Genomic DNA, 14,006 nt, shown 5'->3' on the forward strand with positions numbered 1-14,006 from the left:
CGATTCTAATCAATAAATCTCTTTCAAATCATATGCATAGACAAATCACGCGGCCTGATGTGATGGGATTATTTGCGCAATCCCTGCAGCTTGGCGAAGGCATTGGCCATCTGGCCTGCGGGCTGCGGCGAATTGTCCCGGCGCGAACCGTGGCTCTGCGGGCTGCGGCCCGCGCCTTCGAAGCGGTTCTCGCGGGGCCCGTCGCGCCGCGCGGGCGACGCATCCAGCCGCATCGACAGACCGATGCGCTTGCGGGCCACGTCCACTTCCATCACCTTGACCTTCACGATGTCGCCGGTCTTGACGATCTCGCGCGCATCGTTGACGAACTTGTGGGCCAGCTGGCTCACGTGGACCAGGCCGTCCTGGTGCACGCCCAGGTCCACGAAGGCGCCGAACTGGGCCACGTTGCTCACGGTGCCCTCGAGGATCATGCCTTCCTTGAGGTCGGCGATGTCCTCCACGCCCTCGTTGAAGCGCGCCACTTTGAAGTCCGGGCGCGGGTCGCGGCCGGGCTTCTCGAGTTCGCCCAGGATGTCCTTGACGGTGATGACGCCGAATTTCTCGTTGGCGAAGAGTTCGGGCTTCAGCGTCTTGAGCATCTCGGCGCGGCCCATCAGCTCGGCCACGGGCTTGCCGGTCTTTTCGATGATCTTCTCGACCACCGGGTAGGTCTCGGGGTGCACACCCGTCATGTCCAGCGGGTCGGCACCGCCGCGGATGCGCAGGAAGCCCGCGCTCTGCTCGAAGGCCTTGGGCCCGAAGCCCGTGACTTCCATCAGCTGCTTGCGGGTGGCGAAGGCGCCATTCGCCTCGCGCCAGCGCACCACGGCCTTGGCCACGCTGGGCGTGAGGCCCGACACGCGCGACAGCAGCGGCACGCTGGCGGTGTTGAGGTCCACGCCCACGGCGTTCACGCAGTCCTCGACCACGGCGCCCAGGGTGCGCGCGAGTTCGCTCTGGTTCACGTCATGCTGGTACTGCCCCACGCCGATGCTCTTGGGGTCGATCTTCACCAGTTCGGCCAGCGGGTCCTGCAGCCGCCGCGCGATGCTGGCGGCGCCGCGCAGGCTCACGTCCACGTCGGGCATTTCCTGGCTCGCATATTCGCTGGCCGAGTAGACCGAGGCGCCCGCCTCGCTCACCACCACCTTCTCGACCTTCATCTCGGGCGCACCGGCCTGGGCCGCCATCCTGGCCAGCAGCTTGATCAGGTCGCCGGCCAGCTTGTCGGTCTCGCGGCTGGCGGTGCCGTTGCCGATGGCGATCAGGTTCACGCCGTGCTTGGCGCACAGCTTGCCCAGGGTGTGCAGCGAGCCTTCCCAGTCCTTGCGCGGCTCGTGCGGGAAGACGGTGGCGGTGTCGACCAGCTTGCCGGTGGCATCGACCACGGCCACCTTCACGCCGGTGCGAATGCCCGGGTCCAGCCCCATCACCACGCGCGGGCCGGCCGGCGCGGCCAGCAGCAGGTCGCGCAGGTTGTCGGCGAAGACCTTGATCGCCACCTTCTCGGCCTCCTCGCGCAGCCGCGTGAACAGGTCGCGCTCGCTCGACAGGCTGAGCTTCACGCGCCAGGTCCAGGCGATGCACTTGCGGATCAGGTCGTCGGCCTTGCGGCCCGCGTGGCTCCAGCCCAGGTGCAGCGCGATGCGGCCTTCGGCCACGGTGGGCTTGCCCGGTTCGGGCTCCACCGGCAGCACCAGCTTGGCATCGAGGATCTCCAGCTGCCGTCCGCGGAACACGGCCAGCGCGCGGTGCGAAGGCACGCGGCCGATCGGTTCGTCGTAGTCGAAGTAGTCGCGGAACTTGGCGACGTCGGGGTTGTTCTCGTCCTTGCCGGCCACCAGCGAGGACTTGAGCAGGCCCTCGGCCCACAGCCATTCGCGCAGCGACTGCACCAGCGCCGGGTCTTCGGCCCAGCGCTCGGAAAGGATGTCGCGCACGCCGTCGAGCACGGCCGGCACGGTCGAGAAATCCGGGCCCGGCTTGCCGTCATCGAGCGTGGTCGCGGGCTTGAGGAAGGCCTGCGCTTCGACGGCCGGGTCCAGCGTCGGGTCGGCCAGCAGCTTGTCGGCCAGCGGCTCGATGCCGAATTCCTTCGCGATCTGGCCCTTGGTGCGGCGCTTCTGCTTGAAAGGCAGATAGATGTCTTCCAGTTCCTGCTTGGTTGGCGCGGTGGCGATGGCGATGCGCAGCGCGTCCGTGAGCTTGCCCTGCTCGTCGATGGCCTTGGCCACCGCCACGCGGCGCTCCTCCAGTTCGCGCAGGTAGGTCAGCCGCACTTCCAGCTCGCGCAACTGCGCGTCGTCCAGCCCGCCCGTGGCCTCCTTGCGGTAGCGGGCGATGAAGGGCACCGTGGCACCTCCATCCAGCAAGTCGGTCGCGGCCTGGACCTGGTGCTCGCCCACCTTCAGCTCGGTGGCGATCTGGCGAATGATCTTCTGCATCGTCGAACGGTCTACCCTGGGGAAAAGCGCGGAAGTTTGCCATAGGGCCCCGGGGTGTCCGGGTGCCGCCGCCCTGTCCCGCGGACTTCGCCCGACGGCAGCTTCAACGTGCTGTGGATGCAGCAGCTGGCCCATGTGGACGCAGGCGGGCCGCTCCCGACCGTGGGAGCGCCCGTGGCGGCGCACCCGCTGCAGCGCGAGCCCTCGCCGCTGTTCGACCTGCTGCCGCCCTTCTGGCAGCGGCGCGTGACGCCCGTGGGCCGCTGAGCGGCCGCAAGGCGCTGCGTGTGCGCCGGCGCCTCGCGCACCGCTCAGGCGGGGGCGGGCTTGCGGCGCCCCGGGGCCCAGGCGGCCACCCGGCGCTGCCACTCCTGCAGCGCGGGCGGCGCGTCGGCCGCCAGGCTGGCGCTCAGCTGCTGCAGCCAGGCGTTCTGGGCATCGCTCATGGCGGCGGGAAAGACCGGCCGCAGCAGCACCACCTGATCGGGCCGCGCCGCCTGGGCCCCGCGCCTGGGCGGAAAACCCTGGCCCGGCAGGACGTACTGCAACCGGTCACGGCGCAGGCCCAGCGGCTGCAGGCCGGCCAGCGTGGGCACCTGCACGTCCTGCTGCGCCAGCCAGGCGAAGCCGTCGACCGGCACTTCGCAGCGCAGCGTGCCATCGGCATCGACCACGAAGAAAGGATGCGCCAGCCATTGCACCGTCACCTCCAGGTCGGCGGGCGGCGCCTGGCGCCCGGCCTGGCGGCTGGGCACATGCAGCCGGTCGCCCGGCCGCACGCCGGCCGGAATCCGCACCTTCACCTCGTAGTGGCGCGACACGGTGCCCTGCCCCTGGCAGGCACTGCACACGTGGCGCACCTGGCCGCTGCCTTCGCAGGTTTCGCAGGCTTGCGCGGCGCCGGGCCAGCCGAAGAAATGGGCGCGCTGCTCGCCGCTGCCGCGGCAGGCGGCGCAGCGCAAGGTGGGGCCGGTCTGGCCCACGCCCTCGCAAGGCGCGCAGTCCTGCCGCGTCTTGCCGCGCAACACCTTCACGCAACCCGCGGCCGCTTCCTCGAGCGTGAGCTTCACGCGGCGCAGGAGGGGCTTGCGCGGCGGCGCGGCGCCTGCCGTGTCCGCCGTGCCCGCCTCGGGCGATGCGCCGGGCGGATCGGCCGCCGGCGCATCGGCGGCCCGCGCCGGTGGTGGCCCGGGCGGGGCCTCGGGTGCGTGCGCAAAGTCGGTCGGCTCTTCGTACGGCGACCAGCCCACGGGGTTGCGGAAGCCCGCCGCGCGGATGGCGTCGAAGGCGCGGTTGATGCGCTGCATGCGCGTCACGGCCTCGGCGCTGGGGTTGCGGTCCGGGTGCCATTGCGAGGCCAGGCGCCGCCAGGCGGCCTTGATCTCGCGCTCGCTGGCCGGCTCGGCCAGCCCCAGTTCGTCGAATGCGGTCGACTTCGCGTACACCTCAACTCCCTGAATGGAATGCCCGGAGCGCCCCAGCCGCCCCGCCTGTGCCGCGCCGGGTCAGCCCTCGCAACGCAGCACGGCCCCGCCCTGCAGCGCGGTGATCTGCCGCGCGAGCGCCTCCGCCACGCGGGCCGTGAGCCGCTGCGCGCCCTGGGCCACGGCGTCGATGCCGCCGCTCACGGCTTCCTGGCCCGCCCAGGCGCAGCCGCCCGCGTCCGTGCCATCGGGTCGGCGCAGCCGCCATTGCAGGCGGGTGTCGACCTGCGCGTCCTCCACCGCCTCAAAGGCCTGCACCTGCACGCCGATGCGCCACACGGCCTGGCCCGGCGTGCGGCCGCCGCGCGTCACGTCGGCGGCCCCCAGCCGCGCGGCCACGCCGCTGCCCAGCGCGTCGCGCAATTCCTGCTCGAACGAGGAGGCCCAGCGGTGCTGCTCCAGCACCCGCACCTCGGCCGCCCCCGCGCTGCGCAGCACCATCTGCGGCCGCGCCAGGCGTTCGGGCACGCCGACGGGCGCCACCTCGATGGCGAGCGGCGCATGCGCGGCCGCGGCGGCGGCAGGCAGGCCGTGCGGCGACGGAGCCAGCGTGTAATAGCGGTCGGGCACGCTGGCGCACCCCGCCAGCAGCAGGGCGGCTGCCCAGGCAGCGCCCGTGGCCAGGCGCCCTGCGGGCGTCCAGGCTTCAGCAAAACGTCTCATCGGCTCGGATCCTTGGGCTTGCCGCGCAGCAGCGATTCGGGATGGCGTTCCAGGTAGTCGGTCAGCACGCGCACCGAGGCGGCCGTGCGCGACAGCTCCTGCAGGGTCTGGCGCAGGTCCTGCTGCAGCGGCGCGTCTTCGGCCAGCGTGCGGCCGGCGGTGTCGATGGTCTTGCGCGCGTCCTTCAGGGCGGCGGCGATCTCGGGCGTCACGTCGTTGCGGATCGCCGTCACCGTGCTCTCCGCCGCGGTCAGCGTGCTGTTGAGCGTGGCCAGCGACTTGCGCGCATCGGCCGCCAGTTCCTCGAAGGGAATGCGGTTGATCTTGGTGGCGATCTCCTGCACCTGCGATTGCAGCTCGTCCAGGCTGTTGGCCACCGTGGGCAGTTCGATGGGCGTCTGCTCGGTGTCCACCTTGACCGGCTTTTCCTTGGGGAAGAAGTCCAGGGCCACGTAGTTCTGGCCCGTCAGCAGGTTGCCGGTGCGCAGTTGCGCACGCAGGCCGCGCTCGACCAGGAAGCGCAGGCGCTCGGCCTGGGTGAAGCGCGACTCGGCCGCCGGCTGCGCGCCGCCCTGGCCGCTGACGTCGGCGCGGCGCAGCCGGTCGGGGTAGATGGTGACCAGCACGGGCATGCGGAACTCGCGCTCGGCGCGGTCGAACTGCACGCCGATCGAGCGCACCTCGCCGATCACCACGCCGCGGAAGTCCACCGGCGCGCCCGGCGACAGGCCGCGCAGCGACTGGTTGAAGTACAGCAGCAGGGTCTGCGCCGGCCCGTCCGGCGGCTTCATGGCCGTGGCCTCGTCCTCGGCCAGCGCGAAGGCGGCTTCGGGCTCCGCCAGCGGACCCATCTGGTCGTCGGGCGCCTGGAAGGCCACGCCGCCCAGCAGGATGGTGGCCAGCGATTGCGTGCGCAGCGTGACGCCGCTCGCGCCCACCTGCACGTCCACGCCGCTGGCATGCCAGAAGCGCGTGTTGACGCCCACGAAGCGGTCGTAGGGCGCGTTGACGAAGGCGCGCAGGGTGACGCCGCGTCCGTCCTCGTCCAGCGTGTACGAGGCGATCTGGCCGACCTTGATGCGGCGGTAGTACACCGGCGAGCCGATGTCCAGCGAGCCGATGTCGCGCGCGCGCAGGGTGAACTGGCGGCCCTGCGCGTCGCGCGTCACGATGGGCGGCGTTTCCAGCCCGTCGAACTCCTCGCTGGTCTCGGCCTCCACGCCCGCGTCGGCCCCGATGTAGGCGCCCGAGAGCAAGGTGCCCAGGCCCGAGATGCCCGAGGTGTCCAGGCGCGGTCGCACCACCCAGTAGCGCGCGTCCTTGGCGGTGAAGCCTTCGGCAGCGTCCTTGTCCAGCTGCACCAGCACGCGCACATGCGTGCGGTCGCGCGCCAGGCGGATGCTCTGCACGGTGCCGATCTGCACGTCCTTGTACTTGACGGCCGTCTTGTTGGCCTCCAGCCCTTCGGCGGTCTGGAAGGTCAGGATGATTTCGGGCCCGCGGTTCCAGAGGATCTTGGCCACCAGCGTGATGCCCACGAGGGCCGCCACGATGGGAATGAGCCAGATCAGCGACGGCACCCAGTCGCGCCGGCGCACCACGCGGGGTTCGGCCAGGGCGGGAGCGGCGGCGGAAGGCGAATCGGATCGGGGCGCTTCAGTCATTCGTCGGGGGGCGGGCGGCAGGCATTGTCGCAAGAGGGGCCAGGGCCGGCGCGGCGGGCTGCGGCCCGTCCCAGGTCAGGCGCGGGTCGAAGCTCAGCGACGCGAGCATGGTCAGCACCACCACGGCACCGAAGGCGGCGATGCCCACGCCGGCCTGCACCACCGCAAAGCCCTGGATCTGCACCAGCCCGGCCAGCAGCGCGACCACGAACACGTCGAGCATGGACCAGCGGCCGATGAATTCCAGCAGGTGGTAGAGCCGCGCGCGCTCCCGCAGCCGCCAGGCGCTGCCGCGCTGCGCCATGGCCACAAGCACGAACAGTGCCGCCAGCTTGAACAGCGGCACCAGGAAGCTCGCGGTGAAGATCAGCGCCGCCAGCCCGTACGAGCCGCTGACCCAGAAGAAGATGACGCCGCTGAGGATGGTGTCCTGCTGCGTGCCGAACAGGCTCTTGGTGATCATCACCGGCAGCAGGTTGGCCGGCAGGTACATCAGCGCGGCCGCGATCAGCAGCGCCCAGGTGCGTTCGATGCTGTGCGGCTTGCGGGCCCGCAGCGCGGCGCCGCAGCGCCCGCACCGCTCGCCTTCCTGCGCCTGCGACCAGACGGCGTTGCAGCGGTGGCAGCACAGCAGGCCCATCTGCGCGGCGGTCAGGGCCTCGCCCCGGCCGGCATGGACCGGCGTGAAGGGCGTGGCCTGCGCGGCCAGGGCGTCGAGCCGCGCCTGCACGCGTGCCGCACGCCAGCCCGCGCGGGCGGCACCGGGCCGCTGCGGCGGGCCGGGTTCGCACGGGCTGGGCCGTTCGCTCATGCCGCCTGCTCCGCCTCCTGCACCTGGGCGGGCGTCGGGCCGTCATAGGCCAGCTCCCAGAAGCCGCGCGGGTCGAAGGAGATCACGACAGTCAACAGCACCGTGAGCCCGACGAAGGCCCACAGCGCGGGCCCCGCCACCACGGTCGCCATGCCCGACAGCTTGATGATCGCCACCAGCACACCGAGCAGGAACACTTCCACCATGCCCCAGGGCCGCAGCGCCTGGAGCAGGCCCACCAGCCCGGCGAAACCCGGCGGGCGCACGCCGCGCGCCAGCGGCACCAGCAGGTAGCACAGCGCGCACAGCTGCAGCAGCGGAAAGAGCAGCGTGGTCGCCAGCACGAGCAGCGCGACCACGGACATGCCCTCCCCCGCCAGCGTGACCACTGCGCCCGACAGCGTGGTCTGGCTACGCAGGCCCTGCAGTTCGATCTCGACGATGGGAAAGAGGTTGGCGATGGCGAACAGGATCAGGCAGGCCACCGCCAGAGGCAGCAGGCGGCGCTGCTGCATGCCCGGGTGGCGCGCGAGTTCGGTGCCGCAGCGCCGGCAGTGCGCGATCTCGCGCGGCCGCAGGCTCGGGCGGCGATAGACCGCATCGCAGCCTTCGCACACCACCAGGCCCGGCGCTTCCTTCATCGCCCAACGTCCTTCGGATGCCGCACGCGCCCGCACGGCCCAGCGCGCCCCGCGCCGGGGCGCACCGGCGTGCGCCGCGTGTCGGTGGGGACGGCGGGGGCGGTGGGGACGAAACGGAAAGGCACCGGGCTCGGATCCATGGCCGCGCATTGTGCGTGACGCCGTCCTGCCCCCGCGCGAGCCGCGGCTTCCGCTGACGCGCGCCCGCGCGCTCAGCGGGCCGCCGCCTGTTTTGCCCGGGTGTATTGCACATCCATCTTTTGCCCGGGTAGAATTTGCGCATGTCTGCTGACACCCCTCTTCCCCCTTTGCTCATTGCTTTTGCAGCGCAGCGCCGCATTGCGACGGGCACGCGCGACGAGGTGCTGGCCGCCCTGCGCGCGCACCCGGACGGCGCCTCGGCCCTCGTCTTTGAAGCGAACACGGGCACGCGGGTGGAACTCGATCTGCGCCCGGAAGGCAGCACGTCCGCGCCGGCCGCCGACGAAGCCCCGGCGCGCGGCGTGGGCCGGCCCAAGCTGGGCGTGGTGGCGCGTGAAGTGACGCTGCTGCCGCGCCACTGGGACTGGCTGAGCCGCCAGCCCGGCGGCGCCTCGGTCGCGCTGCGCCGGCTGATCGACGAGGCCCGCCGCAACTACGCCGAGCGCGACAGCGTGCGCGCCGCGCGCGAGGCGGCGTACCGCGTGATGAGCCTGCTGGGCAGCGAACTGCCCGGTTTCGAGGAAGCCGCGCGCTCGCTGTTCGCTGGCGAACGCGCGCGCTTCGACAGCTATGTGAGCGACTGGCCGGCCGACGTGGCCCGCTACGTGCGGCAGCTGGCCGAGCCCGGATGGGCCGGCGGCGCCGCGCCCTGAGAAGGCCCCGTCCCCCTTGCCCCTGCCCGCCGCCGCCTTGCATCGCCTCGCATCGCCGAGGCCGCGGCGTCGCCGCCTCCAGCCCCACCACAACCCCGCACCCCGGCGCGCAAGCGCCGCTGCGGCGCTTTAAGGCAGAACCTTCCTTGAGCTCCCCATCTTCCTCCTCCGCCCCCGGGGCGGACGGCGCCGCGAGCGCCACGCCCTCGCCCCTGCCCGTGCCGGCCCCGCGCCCGCTGTGGCAGACCTTCGCGTTCTTCCTCGCGCCCATGCTGCTGGCCAACGTCCTGCAGTCGCTGTCGGGCACGTTGAACAACGTGTTCGTGGGCCAGATGCTGGGCGTGAATGCCATGGCGGCGGTGTCCAGCTTCTTTCCGGTGATGTTCTTCTTCATCGCCTTCGTCATCGGGCTGGGTGCCGGCGGCTCGGTGCTGATCGGCCAGGCCTGGGGCGCGCGCGAAGCGGAGAAGGCGCGCGCGATCGCCGGCACCACGCTGAGCGTGACGGTGCTGTTCGGCGTGCTGATCGCGGTGCTGGGCGGGCTGTTCACCGATCCGCTGCTGCGCATGCTGGGCACGCCGGCGGACATCCTGCCCGAGGCCACGCGCTACGCCCGCATCATGCTGGTGGCGATGCCGGGGCTGTTCGTGTTCCTGCTCGCCACCTCGCTGCTGCGCGGCGTGGGCGACACACTGACGCCCATGTTCACGCTGCTCATTTCCACCGGCGCCGGCCTGCTGCTCACGCCGGCGCTGATCCGCGGCTGGCTGGGCCTGCCACCGCAGGGCGTGGCCAGCGCCGCCTGGGGCTCGGTGGCGGCCTTCGTGGTCGCGCTGGCCTGGATGAGCCGCCACCTGCGCCGCAGGCGCAGCCCGCTCGCGCCCGATGCGGCGTTCGCGCGGCACCTGCGCATCGATCCCGCACTGCTGCGCGGCGTGCTGCGCGTGGGCGTGCCCACGGGCGTGCAGATGATCGTGGTGGCCGGCGCCGAGCTGGCCCTGCTGACCATGGTGAACGACTTCGGCTCCCACGCCACCGCGGCCTATGGCGCCGTCAACCAGGTGGTCGCCTATGTGCAGTTTCCGGCCATCTCCATCGCCATCACGGCCTCGATCCTGGGCGCGCAGGCCATCGGCGCGGGCCGCGCCGACCGGCTGGGGGCCATCACGCGCACGGCGCTGGGCATGAACCTGGTGCTCACCGGCGGCCTGGTCGGCCTGGGCTACCTTTTCTCGCGCCCGCTCATGGGCCTGTTCATCACCGATCCGGCCGTGATCGAGATCGCGCAGCGCCTGCTGCACATCATGCTGTGGAGCCTCGTGATCTTCGGCATGGGCTCGGCGCTGTCGGGGATCATGCGCGCCAGCGGCACGGTGCTGGTGCCCACGCTGATTTCGGTGCTGTGCATCGTGCTGGTGGAAGTGCCCGTCGCCTGGGTCATGAGCCGCCGCATCGGCCTGGACGGCGTGTGGTTCGCCTACCCGGTGTTCTTCGCCTGCACGCTGGCGCTGCAGGCCGCCTACTACCGCTTCGTATGGCGCAAGAAAGCCATTCGCCGGCTGGTCTGAACGACGCGGGCAGCGCCCTGCCCGTGCTGTATTCCTTCCGCCGCTGCCCGTACGCGATGCGCGCCCGGCTCGCGCTGCTGGCCAGCGGCCAGGCCTGCGTGCTGCGCGAGGTGCTGCTGCGCGACAAGCCGGCCGCGCTGCTGGCGGCCTCGCCCAAGGGCACGGTGCCCGTGCTGCAGCTGGCCGACGGCACGGTGATCGACCAGAGCCTGGACATCATGCGCTGGACCCTGCGGCGGCACGACCCGCTCGGCTGGCTGACGCACGACGACGACGCCGCGCAAGCCCTGATCGCGCAGTGCGACGGCCCGTTCAAGCAGGCGCTGGACGCCTACAAGTACCCCGAGCGGCACGCCGGCTGGGCGCCCGGGGCCGCACGCGACTCCGTCGCCCGCCAGTTCGCGGCCCTCGATGGGCGGCTTCAAGAACACGCCTTCCTGTGCGCGCCGCAGGCCAGCCTCGCCGACGCGGCCTGGATGCCTTTCGTGCGGCAGGCTGCGCAGGTCGACGCGGCCTGGTTTGGCGCCCAGCCCTGGCCCCGCCTGCAGAACTGGTTGCAGCGCTGGCTGGACGGCCCGCTGTTCGCGCGGGCGATGCGCCAGGTCCCGCCCTGGCGGCCCGGCCAGCCGCAGGTGCGCTTCGGCGCCGACGACTGAAGCGCTGCGCGCCGCCCCGGCCGGACCGCTGGCGCCGGCGTCAGCGCACGCGCAAGGCGCTGAACACCCCCGCCAGCGCCGCGCAGCCGGCCGCCAGCCCCAGCGCCAAAAGCGGCCCGTGGCCGGCCTGCGGCGGCCACAGGCTGAAGATGCCCGCCAGCAGCACGGCCCCCAGCGTCTGCCCCGTGAGCCGCGCCGTGCCCTGCATGCCGCTGGCGGCGCCGCTGCGCGCCAGCGGGGCCGAGCTCACGATGGTGTGGTTGTTGGGCGACTGGAACAGCGCGAAGCCGACGCCGCACAGCACCAGCCGCGCCACCATGGCCGCGTCGCTGGCACCGGCCGGCAGCCGCGCGAGCAGCAGCAGGCCCAGCGCCAGCAGCCCCATGCCGATGCCGCCCAGCCAGCCGTCGGCCACGCGGCCGATCAACCGCCCCACCACCGGCCCCATGGCCACGATGGCCAGCGGCCAGGCCGTCATCAGCAGGCCGGCCTCGAGGTGCGAGCGGCCCCAGCTTTCCAGCAGCAGGAAGGGCAGCGACAGGTAGGCCAGCGTCTGGGCCGAGAAAGCGCTGATGGAGGCGCCCATGGACAGCGCGAACACCGGGATGCGCAGCAGGTCGACCGGAAAGAGCGGCGCCACGCGCGCGCGCTGGCGGCGCACATGCAGCGCGCCCACCAGCACGCCCGCGCCCAGCAGCGTCAGGCCGTCCAGCGGCAGGCCCGGCGCGGCGCCTTCGCGCACGGCCAGCCGGTCGGCGCCCAGGAAGATCAGCGCGAACATCAGCACGTTGAGCAGCACGTCCAGCGGCGCGATGCGCGCCCCCGGCGCGGCGGCCGTGGCGTTGGGCGGCAGCGCGCGCCAGCCCAGCGCGATCACCAGCAGGCCGAACGGCAGGTTCAGCGCGAACAGCCAGGGCCAGGCCGCGAAGGACAGAATGCCCGCCGCCACCGTCGGCCCGGCCACCGAGGCCGTGGCGACCACCATCGAATTGATGGCCATGCCGCGCCCCAGCTGCGCGGGCGGAAAGATCAGCCGCACGAGCGCCGCGTTGACGCTCATCACACCCGCGGCACCCAGCCCCTGCAGCGCGCGCGCCGCGATCAGCGTGCCCAGCGTGGGCGCCACCATCGCGCCCAGCGAGGCCAGCGCGAACAGCGCCATGCCGCCCAGGTAGACGCGGCGGTAGCCGATCAGGTCGCCCAGCGTGGCCAGCGGCAGCAACATCACCAGCGTGGCGATCTGGTAGGCGTTGACCACCCAGATCGCATGCGAAGGCGAGGCGCCGAAGCCGCGCGCGATGTCGGGCAACGCCAGGTTGAGGATGGTGCCGTCGAGCACCGCCAGCGCAATGCCCAGCACCAGCACGCCCATCGCGCGCCAGCGCTGCGCGGGCGGCAGGCCGCCGGGGCGCGAAGCGGCCGAGCCGGCCGTCACGCCGGCACCGCCGTGCCGCGCCGCCCCAGCGTGCCCCAGGTCGTGAGCAGTGACAGCAGCCCGCCGGCCGCCATGCCCACCACCATCGGCAGCGGATGGCTGCTGGTCGCCAGGCCGACCACGGCCATCGCCAGGGCGCCGCCCAGCATCTGCAGGGTGCCCATCAGCGCGGACGCCGTGCCCGCGATCGCGCCGTGCGCCTCCAGCGCGAGCACGGCCGTGGTCGGGATCACCTGCCCCATGAAGGCGCTGGCGCAGAAGAAAAGCACGATCAACACGGCCAGCGAATCGCCGCCGGCGCCGAAGAAGGCCAGCAGCGCCAGCAGCAGCAGCGCCGAGGCCGCCGCCGAGAAGCGCACCAGCGGCACCAGGCCGAAGCGCCGGCCCAGCAGCCCGTTGAGCTGCGCGGCGCCGATGAAGGCGGCCGCGTTGAGCGCGAAGGCCAGGCTGTACTGCGTGGGCGTGAGGCCGTAATGGTCGATCATCACGAAGGAGGAATTGGCCAGGTAGGTGAAGAAGCCCGCCATGCCGAAGCCGCCGATGGCCACCAGGCCCAGGTAGTGGCGGTCGCGCAGCAGCATCGCATACGCGCGCCAGGCGGCGCCCAGGCTGCTCTGCACACGCGCTTCGGGGCCGCGCGTCTCCTTCAGCGCGAACACCATCAGCGCCATGCCGGCCACGGCCGCAAGGGCCACGGCCCAGAACACGGCGCGCCAGCCGGTCCAGGCGATCACGGCGCTGCCGGCCAGCGGCGCGAGGATGGGCGAGACGCTGAACACCAGCATCAGCAGCGACATCAGGCGCGCCGCGTCCACGCCCGTGTGCAGGTCGCGCACCACGGCCCGCGGCACGGCCATGCCCGCGGCCGCGCCCAGCCCCTGGACGAAGCGCAGCGCCACCAGGACGCGGATGTCGGTGGCCAGCGCACAGCCCACGCTGGCCAGCGCGAACAGCCCCAGGCCGAAGAAGAGCGCCGGCTTGCGGCCCAGCATGTCCGACACCGGCCCGTAGACCAGCTGGCCCGCCCCGATGGCGATGAAGAAGGCCGTGAGGCTCAGTTGCACGGTGCGCATGTCGGCGCCCAGTTCCTGCCCGATCAGCGGCAGGGCCGGCAGGTACATGTCGATGGCAAAGGGGCCGATGGCCGAGAGAAGACCCAGCACCAGCGCCAGGCCCACGAAACGCGGGGAAGAAGTCATCGCCGCGATTGTCGCCAGAGTGCGGCATGGCTGCTGCGGCGCCGCCGGCGCGGGCGGCGCGGCGAGGTTGTTGCGCTGGTGCCCTGCGTGAATGCGCGGGAGGGGGAAGGCTGCGCGCGCCCTATGGCCGGCGCTCAAGCGGGTGGCGGCATCCGCAGCGCGCTGCCGCCGTCGGCCGGCGGCAGGCTCCGCTCCAGCATCTGCTGGGCCGTCTCGTTGGCCACGCGCAGCCGGCGCAGCCCTTCGAGGATCGCGCCCACCACCGCCGGGTCGCGCGACTGCAAGGGCGCCAGCTGAGTGAGCCGGTCCAGCTTGCGCAGCACCAGCAGGATCTGTTCCTGCGCCCGCATGCGAGGCTCGGCGGCGATCTGCGGCGAAGGCAGGCGCTGCAGCCCCATGGTGATGGCCTCGGTCTGCTCGGCCGCTTCGGCCAGGTCCACGGCGTCGGCGCGCGTCCATTCCCGCACCACCTCGAGCATGACCAGCAACTGGAAATGGGCCATGGCAGCCTGCCGCGCACGCTCGACAGCGCCGGCCGTCCGATCGGTGGGTCCGGGTTCTCGCATCTCAGCCTTCCCTGCTGT

13 protein-coding genes are annotated in these 14,006 nt (G+C 72.4%); 4 read left to right on the forward strand and 9 right to left on the reverse strand.

What is annotated here, in order from left to right; genetic code table 11:
* Positions 1-68: 68 nt before the first annotated feature.
* Complete coding sequence (locus LG388_RS26080) at positions 69-2,447, reverse strand: Tex family protein (RefSeq protein ID WP_225785453.1); 2,379 nt, start codon at positions 2,445-2,447, stop codon at positions 69-71.
* Between the two features lie 108 nt (positions 2,448-2,555).
* On the opposite strand from LG388_RS26080, the gene LG388_RS26085 reads away from it, so the two are divergent.
* Positions 2,556-2,714: a hypothetical protein gene (locus LG388_RS26085; protein WP_225785454.1), complete on the forward strand. Its 159-nt coding sequence runs from the start codon at positions 2,556-2,558 to the stop codon at positions 2,712-2,714.
* 44 nt (positions 2,715-2,758) lie between these two features.
* On the opposite strand, the gene LG388_RS26090 is transcribed toward LG388_RS26085, so the two are convergent.
* From LG388_RS26090 to LG388_RS26110, 5 genes are all read right to left on the reverse strand, one after another.
* The gene (locus LG388_RS26090) at positions 2,759-3,892 is read right to left on the reverse strand and encodes a DnaJ C-terminal domain-containing protein (protein WP_225785455.1); all 1,134 of its coding nucleotides are present in this window, start codon (positions 3,890-3,892) and stop codon (positions 2,759-2,761) included.
* Between the two features lie 60 nt (positions 3,893-3,952).
* The gene (locus tag LG388_RS26095; protein WP_225785456.1) at positions 3,953-4,594 is read right to left on the reverse strand and encodes a membrane integrity-associated transporter subunit PqiC; all 642 of its coding nucleotides are present in this window, start codon (positions 4,592-4,594) and stop codon (positions 3,953-3,955) included.
* Positions 4,591-6,258 carry an intermembrane transport protein PqiB gene (locus LG388_RS26100; RefSeq protein ID WP_225785457.1) on the reverse strand — a complete coding sequence of 556 codons (1,668 nt, stop codon included), beginning with the start codon at positions 6,256-6,258 and terminating at the stop codon, positions 4,591-4,593. Before LG388_RS26100 ends, LG388_RS26095 begins: the two co-directional genes overlap by 4 nt.
* Positions 6,251-6,898 (reverse strand): paraquat-inducible protein A, encoded by a 648-nt coding sequence (locus LG388_RS26105; protein ID WP_225785497.1) that lies wholly within the window; start codon positions 6,896-6,898, stop codon positions 6,251-6,253. The genes LG388_RS26100 and LG388_RS26105 overlap by 8 nt, the downstream gene beginning before the upstream one ends.
* A gap of 167 nt (positions 6,899-7,065) precedes the next feature.
* A complete protein-coding gene (locus LG388_RS26110; RefSeq protein WP_225785458.1) occupies positions 7,066-7,710 on the reverse strand; it encodes a paraquat-inducible protein A in 645 nt (214 codons plus the stop codon).
* A gap of 281 nt (positions 7,711-7,991) precedes the next feature.
* Between LG388_RS26110 and LG388_RS26115 the strand changes: the two genes are divergently transcribed.
* The 3 genes from LG388_RS26115 to LG388_RS26125 all read left to right on the forward strand — a co-directional run bounded on the left by LG388_RS26115 (position 7,992) and on the right by LG388_RS26125 (position 10,788).
* A complete protein-coding gene (locus LG388_RS26115; protein WP_225785459.1) occupies positions 7,992-8,564 on the forward strand; it encodes a DUF2239 family protein in 573 nt (190 codons plus the stop codon).
* A 212-nt stretch (positions 8,565-8,776) separates the two neighbouring features.
* The gene (locus tag LG388_RS26120; protein ID WP_370630250.1) at positions 8,777-10,132 is read left to right on the forward strand and encodes an MATE family efflux transporter; all 1,356 of its coding nucleotides are present in this window, start codon (positions 8,777-8,779) and stop codon (positions 10,130-10,132) included.
* Positions 10,099-10,788 (forward strand): glutathione S-transferase, encoded by a 690-nt coding sequence (locus LG388_RS26125; RefSeq protein WP_225785460.1) that lies wholly within the window; start codon positions 10,099-10,101, stop codon positions 10,786-10,788. Before LG388_RS26120 ends, LG388_RS26125 begins: the two co-directional genes overlap by 34 nt.
* A gap of 40 nt (positions 10,789-10,828) precedes the next feature.
* Here LG388_RS26125 and LG388_RS26130 read toward each other — a convergent pair whose 3' ends face one another.
* The 3 genes from LG388_RS26130 to LG388_RS26140 all read right to left on the reverse strand — a co-directional run bounded on the left by LG388_RS26130 (position 10,829) and on the right by LG388_RS26140 (position 13,988).
* Positions 10,829-12,160 carry an MFS transporter gene (locus LG388_RS26130; RefSeq protein WP_225785499.1) on the reverse strand — a complete coding sequence of 444 codons (1,332 nt, stop codon included), beginning with the start codon at positions 12,158-12,160 and terminating at the stop codon, positions 10,829-10,831.
* Positions 12,161-12,219: 59 nt separating this feature from the next.
* Positions 12,220-13,422 (reverse strand): multidrug effflux MFS transporter, encoded by a 1,203-nt coding sequence (locus tag LG388_RS26135; RefSeq protein ID WP_225785461.1) that lies wholly within the window; start codon positions 13,420-13,422, stop codon positions 12,220-12,222.
* 134 nt (positions 13,423-13,556) lie between these two features.
* Positions 13,557-13,988, reverse strand: a complete 432-nt coding sequence (locus LG388_RS26140) for a hypothetical protein (RefSeq protein WP_225785462.1) — start codon at positions 13,986-13,988, stop codon at positions 13,557-13,559.
* Positions 13,989-14,006 lie beyond the last annotated feature (18 nt).

Source organism: Xenophilus sp. Marseille-Q4582, assembly GCF_916700565.1.
Taxonomy (GTDB): Bacteria; Pseudomonadota; Gammaproteobacteria; order Burkholderiales; family Burkholderiaceae_C; genus Xenophilus.

What these genes read in the sequence shown, in the direction of transcription:
- LG388_RS26100 (WP_225785457.1), bottom strand. Translation starts at nt 6,258, where the DNA reads ATGACTGAAGCGCCCCGATCCGATTCGCCTTCCGCCGCCGCTCCCGCC.
- LG388_RS26105 (WP_225785497.1), bottom strand. Translation starts at nt 6,898, where the DNA reads ATGGGCCTGCTGTGCTGCCACCGCTGCAACGCCGTCTGGTCGCAGGCG.
- LG388_RS26125 (WP_225785460.1), top strand. Translation starts at nt 10,099, where the DNA reads ATGGCGCAAGAAAGCCATTCGCCGGCTGGTCTGAACGACGCGGGCAGC.
- LG388_RS26140 (WP_225785462.1), bottom strand. Translation starts at nt 13,988, where the DNA reads ATGCGAGAACCCGGACCCACCGATCGGACGGCCGGCGCTGTCGAGCGT.
- LG388_RS26080 (WP_225785453.1), bottom strand. Translation starts at nt 2,447, where the DNA reads ATGCAGAAGATCATTCGCCAGATCGCCACCGAGCTGAAGGTGGGCGAG.
- LG388_RS26115 (WP_225785459.1), top strand. Translation starts at nt 7,992, where the DNA reads ATGTCTGCTGACACCCCTCTTCCCCCTTTGCTCATTGCTTTTGCAGCG.
- LG388_RS26130 (WP_225785499.1), bottom strand. Translation starts at nt 12,160, where the DNA reads ATGGGCGTGCTGGTGCTGGGCATTGCGCTGGCGGTGCTCGACGGCACC.
- LG388_RS26135 (WP_225785461.1), bottom strand. Translation starts at nt 13,422, where the DNA reads ATGACTTCTTCCCCGCGTTTCGTGGGCCTGGCGCTGGTGCTGGGTCTT.
- LG388_RS26095 (WP_225785456.1), bottom strand. Translation starts at nt 4,594, where the DNA reads ATGAGACGTTTTGCTGAAGCCTGGACGCCCGCAGGGCGCCTGGCCACG.
- LG388_RS26110 (WP_225785458.1), bottom strand. Translation starts at nt 7,710, where the DNA reads ATGAAGGAAGCGCCGGGCCTGGTGGTGTGCGAAGGCTGCGATGCGGTC.